Raw genomic sequence first — 8,215 nt, forward strand, 5'->3', positions numbered from 1 at the left:
TGCCGGCGATAATAACAGGGTTGCCAGTAGGCGCGGTGCTGCGGGTCGTCGGCATTTTTATTTGCGCAAAGGATGGCTAAGTGCCTTGCCGCCGACCGCGTCCAGGACGAGACTGGGGACAGGTACTTATTGAAACGATATTTGACGATTGAGCAATGTCGTCTCAGTGAGCGTCTACAGTTGGACTGATAGTGTGTGAATGCACCAAAGTCGGGTGCTGCGGTCAGAGCCCAGACTATCCATTTAAAAAGGGGGGTATTCGGATTGTGTATCAGCAAACCCTACGACGATGCCCGAAGGCAGCAGGTCTTGGGCGCTATTGAACAGGTCCGGGTAAATATGGGTGCCACTCTCAGGGCACTTTTTGCCGCTCGCGCTAGTCTTAGCGTGGATCGCTGTGACGCAAGTCACCGCACCTGTCTACGCTATCCTTGTGCGAGACTCACGCAGGAATCCAGCGCAATATGAATGTCCTGATCGTTGATGACGAACCCCAAGCCCGCGAGCGACTGAGCCGTTTGGTCAGTGATCTCGAGGGTTACGCAGTACTCGAACCGAGCGCCACCACGGGCGAAGAGGCGTTGACGCTGATCGACAGCCTCAAGCCGGATGTGGTGTTGCTCGACATCCGTATGCCGGGCCTTGATGGCCTGCAAGTTGCCGCCCGACTGAGCGAGCGAGAGTCGCCACCCGCCGTGGTGTTTTGCGCGGCCGGCGAAGAGTTTTCCGCGCAGACGCTGGAAGCCAGTGGAGTCAGCTTCCTCGTCAAACCGGTGGCTGGCGAAGCATTGCTCAAGGCTTTGAAAAAGGCCGAACGCCCAACCCGTGTGCAACTCGCCGCCCTGACCCAGCCTGCTGCCCAGAGTGGAAACGGGCCACGTAGCCATATCAGCGCACGCACCCGCAAAGGCATCGAACTGATCCCCTTGGGCGAGGTGGTCTATTTTATCGCCGATCACAAGTACGTAACCCTGCGCCACCAGGGCGGCGAAGTGCTGCTCGATGAGCCGCTCAAGGCGCTTGAAGATGAATTCGGCGACCGCTTCGTGCGAATCCACCGCAATGCACTGGTGGCCCGCGAGCGCATCGAACGTCTGCAGCGCACGCCGCTGGGGCACTTTCAGCTGTTCCTGAAAGGCCTTAATGGCGACGCGCTGATCGTCAGCCGACGGCATGTGGCCGGTGTGCGCAAGATGATGCAGCAGCTTTAGCCCGAGGGCTGTGGTGAGGCCTGCAACCCATATCCCGGTGCGACGCGGCCAGGGAGGCCCCGCACTTGCTGATTCAAATCAAAGCGTATTTGCCTGAGCTGTTATTATCTGCCGTATCTATTCAGTACGGATTGATCCATGTCCTCTCGCGAAATCCGCATCGCCACCCGTAAAAGCGCCCTGGCCTTGTGGCAGGCCGAATACGTCAAAGCACGCCTTGAGCAGGCCCACCCAGGCCTCGTGGTGTCCCTGGTGCCCATGGTCAGTCGCGGCGACAAGCTGCTCGACTCGCCGCTGTCGAAGATCGGCGGCAAGGGCCTGTTCGTCAAGGAACTGGAAACCGCGCTGTTGGAGAATGAAGCCGACATCGCGGTGCATTCGATGAAAGACGTGCCCATGGACTTCCCTGAAGGCCTGGGCCTGTTTTGCATCTGTGAGCGCGAAGACCCGCGTGACGCCTTCGTTTCCAACACCTACGCATCCCTGGATGAATTGCCCCTGGGCAGCATCGTCGGCACCTCTAGTCTGCGTCGCCAGGCACAATTGCTGACCCGTCGCCCGGACCTGCAGATCCGCTTCCTGCGCGGCAACGTCAACACCCGCCTGGCCAAGCTGGATGCGGGCGAATATGACGCGATCATTCTCGCAGCGGCCGGCCTGATTCGCCTGGGTTTTGAAGACCGCATCACCTCGGCCATCAGCGTCGAGGACAGCCTGCCTGCCGGCGGGCAAGGTGCGGTTGGCATTGAATGCCGCACCGCCGACAGTGAAATCCACGCCCTGCTCAAACCTCTTGATCACCACGACACTGAAGTCCGCGTCACGGCCGAGCGTGCCCTGAACAAGCACCTCAACGGCGGTTGCCAGGTGCCTATCGCCTGCTACGCCGTGCTCGAAGGTGAAAACCTGTGGCTGCGTGGCCTGGTGGGCGACCCGGAAGGCGGCACGCTGCTGACCGCCGAGGTGCGAGGCCCCCAGCGTGACGCCACGGCCTTGGGTATTCAGGTAGCCGAAGAGCTGCTGGAGAAGGGCGCTGGTGCCATCTTGGAGAAGGTCTATGGCGAGGCCGGCCCGCAGTGACCGAATGGCGCGTGCTGCTGACGCGGCCTGCCGAGGAGTCGATGGCCCTGGCGGCCTCGTTGTCCGAAGCGGGTATTTTCAGCAGCAGCCTGCCTTTGCTGGATATCGAGCCGCTCCCCGTAACACCTGAGCAGCAAGCCGTCTTCCATGACCTGGGGCGCTACTGCGCAGTGATTGTCGTCAGCAAGCCTGCGGCGCGCCTTGCCGTGGCGCAGCTGGATCGCGCATGGCCGCAGTTGACGTGGTTCAGTGTCGGCGCTGCCACGGCGCAGGTATTGGCCGAACAGGGCCTGAATGTTAAGTATCCGCCGACTGGCGACGACAGCGAGGCCTTGCTTCAATTGCCCGCGTTGCGCGAGGCTATCGCCCGTCCGGATGCCCAGGTGTTGATCCTGCGCGGTGAGGGTGGTCGCGAGCTGCTGGCGGAGCGTTTGCGCGAACAAGGTGCTAGTGTCGACTATCTGGAGTTGTATCGCCGTTTTCTGCCGGCCTACGAGGCCGGTGCGCTGATGCAGCGCATCCAGTTGGAACGCTTGAACGGCCTGGTGGTCAGCAGTGGGCAGGGTTTTTTACACCTGCAAGCCCTGGCCGGAGCCGATTGGCCCCAGGTGGCACAGTTGCCGTTGTTCGTGCCAAGCCCGCGAGTCCAAGAGATGGCGCGGGCCGCTGGCGCAGAAAAAGTTGTGGATTGTCGTGGCGCGAGTGCCGCGGCTTTGTTAGTGGCGATACGGAGCTATCCCGTTCCCACTCTCTGAAACGCAAAGGACGGATACGTGAGCGAAACAGCCTTGCCTAAAGATGAAACCCAACCCGCAGTTGATGCGCCGGTTGAGTCACCGGTCTCCGCGCCGCGCCGTGGCAATGGCCTGGCCATCGTCGCCTTGCTGCTCGGCGCTGCCGGCGTTGCCGCCGGCGGTTGGGGGATCTGGCAGGTCCGCGCGCTGCAAGCCAGCAGCCAGCAGCAACTGGGCCAGGTGCAGACCCTCGATGACCAATCCCAGTCCCTCAAGCAAAGCCAGCAACAACTGGCCGCCCGGCTGGCGCAGTTGCCGGGTGCGGATGAGCTGGAGGAGCGTCGTCGCCTGGTGGCCCAGTTGCAGGGTGATCAGCAGCGCCTGAGCCAACGTCTGGAAACTGTGCTGGGGTCCAGCCGCAAGGACTGGCGCCTGGCTGAGGCGGAACACTTGATTCGCCTGGCGAGCCTGCGCCTTTCTGCCCTTCAAGATATCAACAGCGCCCAGGCGTTGGTCCAGGGTGCCGACGAGATTCTACGCGAGCAAAGCGATCCGGGCTCCTATGCCGCCCGCGAGCAATTGGCCAAGAGCCTCGCCGCGCTGCGCAGCACCGAGCAGCCGGACCGCACCGGGCTGTACCTGCAATTGGCGGCCTTGCGTGATCAGGTCGTGCAACTGGCGGCTATCGCACCTGAATATCAGTTGACCGAACCTGCTTCCCAGGGGCGTCCGACCACCGATACGGAAAGCCGCTGGAGCCAATGGTGGGAGCAGATTTCCCGCTACTTCCGCATCGACTTCAACCCGGATGACAACATCCGTCCATTACTGGCCGGCCAAGGTTTGAACCAAGTGCGCCTGGCCCTGAGCCTGGCGCTGGAGCAGGCGCAATGGGCAGCGCTCAATGGTGAGTCGGCGGTCTATAGCCGCTCATTGGGCGAGGCGCGCAGCGTGTTACAGGACAACTTCAACCAGGACAACCCGCAGAGCAAGGCGATGCTGGCGCGTATTGCCGAGCTTGAGCCCAAGGCGGTCTCGGTTGTCACGCCGGACCTGGCTGCCAGCTTGGCTGCCGTGCAGGCGTATCTTGAGCGTCGTCATCTGTCTGCCGACGAAGCCAAGGCGGCGGCCACGCCGGCGAAGCAGGAGTAGAGCCGATGAAACGTTTCTATGTGATCCTGGTGCTGGCGATTGCTATCGCGCTGGCACTGGCAGTGGGCATTTCGAAACACACGGGCTACGTGCTGATTACCTACCCTCATGTGCTGCATTACGAGTCGAGCTTGTGGGCGACCCTGGTAGCGGTGTTTGCCATCGGCCTGGCGATCTACCTGATCCGTGTGCTGCTGAGCCTGGTCACCACCTCCGGTGGCGTGGTCAACCCGTGGTCGCGGCGTAACCGCAGTCGTCGCGTGCAGATTGCCATCGAGCAGGGCCAGATGGACCTCGCCGAAGGCCGCTGGGCCAGTGCCGAGCGTCACTTGCACCGTGCTGCCGAAGCGGAGCGTCAGCCACTGCTGTATTACCTCGGCGCGGCCCGTGCGGCGAATGAACAGGGACGGTACGAAGAGTCCGATGGTTTGTTGGAGCGCGCCCTTGAGCGTCAGCCCCAGGCCGAGTTGGCGGTTGCCTTGAGCCATGCGCAACTGCAACAGGATCGCGGCGATACTGACGGCGCACTGACCACTTTGCAGGCCATGCACGAACGCCATCCCCATAACGCCCAGGTCCTGCGTCAACTGCAGCGTCTGCATCAGCAGCGGGGCGATTGGTCGTCTGTGATCCGCCTGCTGCCGGAACTGCGCAAGGATAAAGTGCTGCCCGCCAGTGAGCTCGCCGAGCTTGAGCGTCGCGCTTGGGGCGAGAACCTGAGCCTCGCGGCCCAGCGTGAAGAGCAGGGCGAGGCCGGCTTGCAGTCCCTTGAGCGCGCCTGGCAACAACTCACTTCCGCCCAGCGCCAGGAGCCGCAACTGGTATTGGCTTACGCCGAGCAACTGCGCCAGTTGGGCGCCGATGCCAAAGCCGAGGAAGCGCTGCGCGGCGCGATCAAGCGCGGTTACGACAGCCATCTGATTCGGCTCTACGGCTTGCTGCGTGGCAGCGACCCCGCCAAGCAATTGAAGTTTGCCGAAGGTTGGCTCAAGGACCATCCAGGTGATGCCAGCCTGTTACTGACGCTGGGCCGCCTGTGCCTGCAAAATAGCCTGTGGGGCAAAGCGCGGGACTATCTGGAAAGCAGCCTGCAGGTGCAGCGCAATCCCGAGGCCTGTGCCGAGTTGGCGCGGTTGTTGGCGCAACTGGGTGACACCGAGCGTAGTAACCAGCTGTTCCAGGAGGGGCTGGGGTTGCTGGATAACCGTTTGCTGGCATCACCGCTGCCTGTCCCGGCCCGGGTTTGATGCAGGGGGGTTGGCCCAGAAGCCCTGCAGCCAACCCTTGATGACGCTGGACTGGCGTGCAGGTAGCGCGTTTGTGAGCAAAGTCCGACGCCCTGCGGGGCAATCTCTTCCATGTTCAGGCGCAAAGTCCTTACCCTCTCGCGGAATTGTCTGCTCCTGCACGTATTGAAAGGGGTCAGGCCTTTACTCTACCGTAGCGACCTATCTTTCGCGGTGCGGATAAAGCATGTCTTTGGCCCCTTCACGCTCCTTGTTTTTCCTCGCGTTCCTGGCCGGTGCGCTGACATTGGGCGCGTCCTTTTATCTCGAGTTCGGTGTCTCCTTGCGCCCTTGCTTTCTGTGCCAGATGCAAAGAGGATTCCTGGCTGCCTTTACATTGACCAATCTGGTCGCCGTGATCCATAACCCCAAGCGCTCTGTGACCTACCTGTATGGGTTGGCAAGCATGGCCTTTGCATTACTCGGCGCCATTACCGCTGTGCGCCAGGTGCTGCTACAAAACGCCGCACCGGAGCAGGCGGCTAATTGCTGGCCTAGCCTGCACTATATGATCGAAAACCTGTCGTTTTGGCAGGCCCTGCAATTGACTGTCAAAGGTACCGTCGACTGCGTGGAGATCAACTGGACGCTGTTTGACTTGAGCCTGCCGGAATGGAGCCTGTTGTTCTTCGTCGGGATGTTGATCCTCGGTGCCATGCAGTTTTCACGACTGCTTTTAAGCCATCGCCTGCGACCGGCGAGACGCTGAAGGTCAGTTGCGGTTCGTAGGACGGGATTAAACACTTGTATGAACTTTCTCTCCTGCGTACCTTGAAGCCACAGTCATGCGGGCATAATCTGGCCCGCACGTATGATTGAAACCGTTTGTCAGATGCGGCCTTGTCCGGCTGCTGCTTTATCCTTGAAGTGTTGCGCGGGCACCAGGCGGCAGCGCCCCTATAGGGAAGAGAGATCATCATGCTGGAAAGTTGTCAGAATGCTCAGGAACGCTGGGGTGGGGTGCACAAGCTGATCGACAGCTGGCTGAAGGCACGTCATGAACTGGTTCGGGCCTTTGATGCGCTCGGCGCCAAGCCCGAGGCACTGGCGCAGAACCGTGAACCGTTGCAGGATTTCTGTGGTGTGCTGGTGGATTACGTGTCAGCCGGCCATTTCGGTGTCTACGAACAACTGACCAAGGAGGCAGAGGCCTTCGACGATCAGCGCGGCCTGGATTTGGCTGAGACCCTTTACCCGCGCATCGATGTCATCACCGAGAAACTGCTTGAGTTCACCGACCTGTGTGATGCCGGTAACTGCGTGGCGGATAAATTCAAAGAGTTGGGCGCGTTGCTTCACGAGCGATTCGAGCTGGAAGACTGCTTGATTGAAGTGCTGCACAACGCTCACAAGGAAGAGTCTGCTACCCAGGCTTGACCCTCGATAGCGATATACGAAAAACGGTGCGCATGACGCACCGTTTTTTATGGGTTCAAGGACGGGTGCCGAGCAACTCGATCTCGAACACCAGGGGCGTGTAAGGTGGGATCAATTCGCCAGCGCCGTCCGCGCCATAGGCCTGGGCTGATGGAATCACCAGGCGCCATTTCGCTCCCACGGGCATCTGCTGCAAGGCGCTGCTCCAGCCGCTGATCACACTGTTCAGACGAAACCATTGCGGTTGTGTGCTCTGGTCGAACACCGTGCCATCGGGTAACCGCCCCACGTATTTCACTTGAACCTGGTCGCTGGCTTTGGGTTTTTCACCCGTGCCAGAGGTGTGTTCGGTGAGCAGGATTCCATTCGCCAATTCACGCACGCCTTTTACCGCTTTTTCTTTGCTCAGGAATTGTTGTTCGGCCGCGAGCGCTTTTTCGCTTTGAGGGGCCTGCACGTCGGCTTCGGTTTGTGCTTCATGCTGGGCAAGAATTTGTTCGATGCGCGCGTTGTCCAGCGCCAGGGGTTTGCCTTGATAGGCTTGCTTGAGGCCATCGATCAACGCCTGGATCTGCAGGTCGGGGACTTCCTGGCGCAGGCGCTCACCGAGGCTGGCGCCGAGGCTGTAGGCGAGGTCGTGCTGATTCTGCTCAGTGTTTTTTGCCGGCGATTGATCGCTCGCATTGGCCACCGAAACCGCCAAACCCAGCACAAGAAAAAGGTAACGCGACATGGGCATTCTCCCGCCGAAAGTGCGACGGATTATGCCAGTGTGAAAGGGTAAAAAGTGCCGCGCATTTTCGTTATATCGATAAGAATTTTCACACGGTGCAACGCAAGGCAAACGATACTGTCAACATGCCCTAGCGGCGGTAAGAGCAGAGGGCTAGTATGAGCCGCACCCACGTCAGCCAGGAGGTAAACCATGTCGGCCAAACAGAAGCCTGTTAATACCCCGTTGCATTTACTCCAACAACTCTCGGGCAGCTTGCTCGAACATCTGGAAAGCGCTTGTTCCCAAGCTCTGGCCGATGCAGAAAAACTGCTCGCCAAGCTGGAAAAACAACGCGGTAAAGCGCAAGAGAAGCTGCACAAATCCCGTACCAAACTGCAAGACGCCGCCACTGCCGGCAAGGCCAAGGCACAAGCCAAAGCCAAAGACGCTGTCAAAGAACTTGAGGACCTGCTCGACGCCCTCAAGGATCGCCAAGCTGAAACACGCGCCTACATTTCCCAGCTGAAAAAAGATGCCCAGGAAAGCCTGAAACTGGCCCAGGGCGTTGGTCGTGTGAAGGAAGCTGTGGCTAAAGCGCTGGGCGCTCGTACACCTGCAAAAGCGGTTGCCAAGCCAGTTGCCAAAACTGCTGCTGCAAAA

9 protein-coding genes are annotated in these 8,215 nt (G+C 60.2%); 8 read left to right on the forward strand and 1 reads right to left on the reverse strand.

All coding sequences use genetic code 11. From position 1 onward, the window contains the following. Positions 1–464 precede the first annotated feature (464 nt). From HX793_RS03910 to HX793_RS03940, 7 genes are all read left to right on the forward strand, one after another. A complete protein-coding gene (locus HX793_RS03910; RefSeq protein WP_016975866.1) occupies positions 465–1,211 on the forward strand; it encodes a LytR/AlgR family response regulator transcription factor in 747 nt (248 codons plus the stop codon). Between the two features lie 138 nt (positions 1,212–1,349). Continuing rightward, the gene (hemC, locus tag HX793_RS03915; RefSeq protein ID WP_016975865.1) at positions 1,350–2,291 is read left to right on the forward strand and encodes a hydroxymethylbilane synthase; all 942 of its coding nucleotides are present in this window, start codon (positions 1,350–1,352) and stop codon (positions 2,289–2,291) included. Then, positions 2,288–3,046 (forward strand): uroporphyrinogen-III synthase, encoded by a 759-nt coding sequence (locus HX793_RS03920; RefSeq protein ID WP_016975864.1) that lies wholly within the window; start codon positions 2,288–2,290, stop codon positions 3,044–3,046. Before hemC ends, HX793_RS03920 begins: the two co-directional genes overlap by 4 nt. An 18-nt stretch (positions 3,047–3,064) precedes the next feature. After that, positions 3,065–4,177: a uroporphyrinogen-III C-methyltransferase gene (locus tag HX793_RS03925; RefSeq protein ID WP_177052614.1), complete on the forward strand. Its 1,113-nt coding sequence runs from the start codon at positions 3,065–3,067 to the stop codon at positions 4,175–4,177. Between the two features lie 5 nt (positions 4,178–4,182). Next, positions 4,183–5,424: a heme biosynthesis protein HemY gene (locus HX793_RS03930; RefSeq protein WP_095013969.1), complete on the forward strand. Its 1,242-nt coding sequence runs from the start codon at positions 4,183–4,185 to the stop codon at positions 5,422–5,424. A gap of 226 nt (positions 5,425–5,650) precedes the next feature. Beyond that, positions 5,651–6,172, forward strand: coding sequence for a disulfide bond formation protein B (locus HX793_RS03935; RefSeq protein WP_016975861.1), 522 nt, complete (start codon positions 5,651–5,653; stop codon positions 6,170–6,172). A 209-nt stretch (positions 6,173–6,381) separates the two neighbouring features. Continuing rightward, positions 6,382–6,840 carry an Rsd/AlgQ family anti-sigma factor gene (locus HX793_RS03940; protein WP_016975860.1) on the forward strand — a complete coding sequence of 153 codons (459 nt, stop codon included), beginning with the start codon at positions 6,382–6,384 and terminating at the stop codon, positions 6,838–6,840. Positions 6,841–6,895: 55 nt separating this feature from the next. On the opposite strand, the gene HX793_RS03945 is transcribed toward HX793_RS03940, so the two are convergent. Continuing rightward, positions 6,896–7,573 (reverse strand): FKBP-type peptidyl-prolyl cis-trans isomerase, encoded by a 678-nt coding sequence (locus HX793_RS03945; protein WP_016975859.1) that lies wholly within the window; start codon positions 7,571–7,573, stop codon positions 6,896–6,898. Between the two features lie 192 nt (positions 7,574–7,765). Here HX793_RS03945 and HX793_RS31180 point away from each other — a divergent pair. Further along, the coding region (locus HX793_RS31180; RefSeq protein WP_218179927.1) for an AlgP family protein at positions 7,766–8,215 on the forward strand (450 nt) is incomplete at its 3' end.

The organism is Pseudomonas reactans (genome assembly GCF_013387025.1).
GTDB lineage: Bacteria > Pseudomonadota > Gammaproteobacteria > Pseudomonadales > Pseudomonadaceae > Aquipseudomonas > Aquipseudomonas reactans.

Bases quoted from the DNA above. Each gene is read 5' to 3' on its own strand.
- HX793_RS03940 (WP_016975860.1), top strand. From the start codon at position 6,382: ATGCTGGAAAGTTGTCAGAATGCTCAGGAACGCTGGGGTGGGGTGCAC.
- HX793_RS03935 (WP_016975861.1), top strand. From the start codon at position 5,651: ATGTCTTTGGCCCCTTCACGCTCCTTGTTTTTCCTCGCGTTCCTGGCC.
- HX793_RS03945 (WP_016975859.1), bottom strand. From the start codon at position 7,573: ATGTCGCGTTACCTTTTTCTTGTGCTGGGTTTGGCGGTTTCGGTGGCC.
- HX793_RS03930 (WP_095013969.1), top strand. From the start codon at position 4,183: ATGAAACGTTTCTATGTGATCCTGGTGCTGGCGATTGCTATCGCGCTG.
- HX793_RS03910 (WP_016975866.1), top strand. From the start codon at position 465: ATGAATGTCCTGATCGTTGATGACGAACCCCAAGCCCGCGAGCGACTG.
- hemC (WP_016975865.1), top strand. From the start codon at position 1,350: ATGTCCTCTCGCGAAATCCGCATCGCCACCCGTAAAAGCGCCCTGGCC.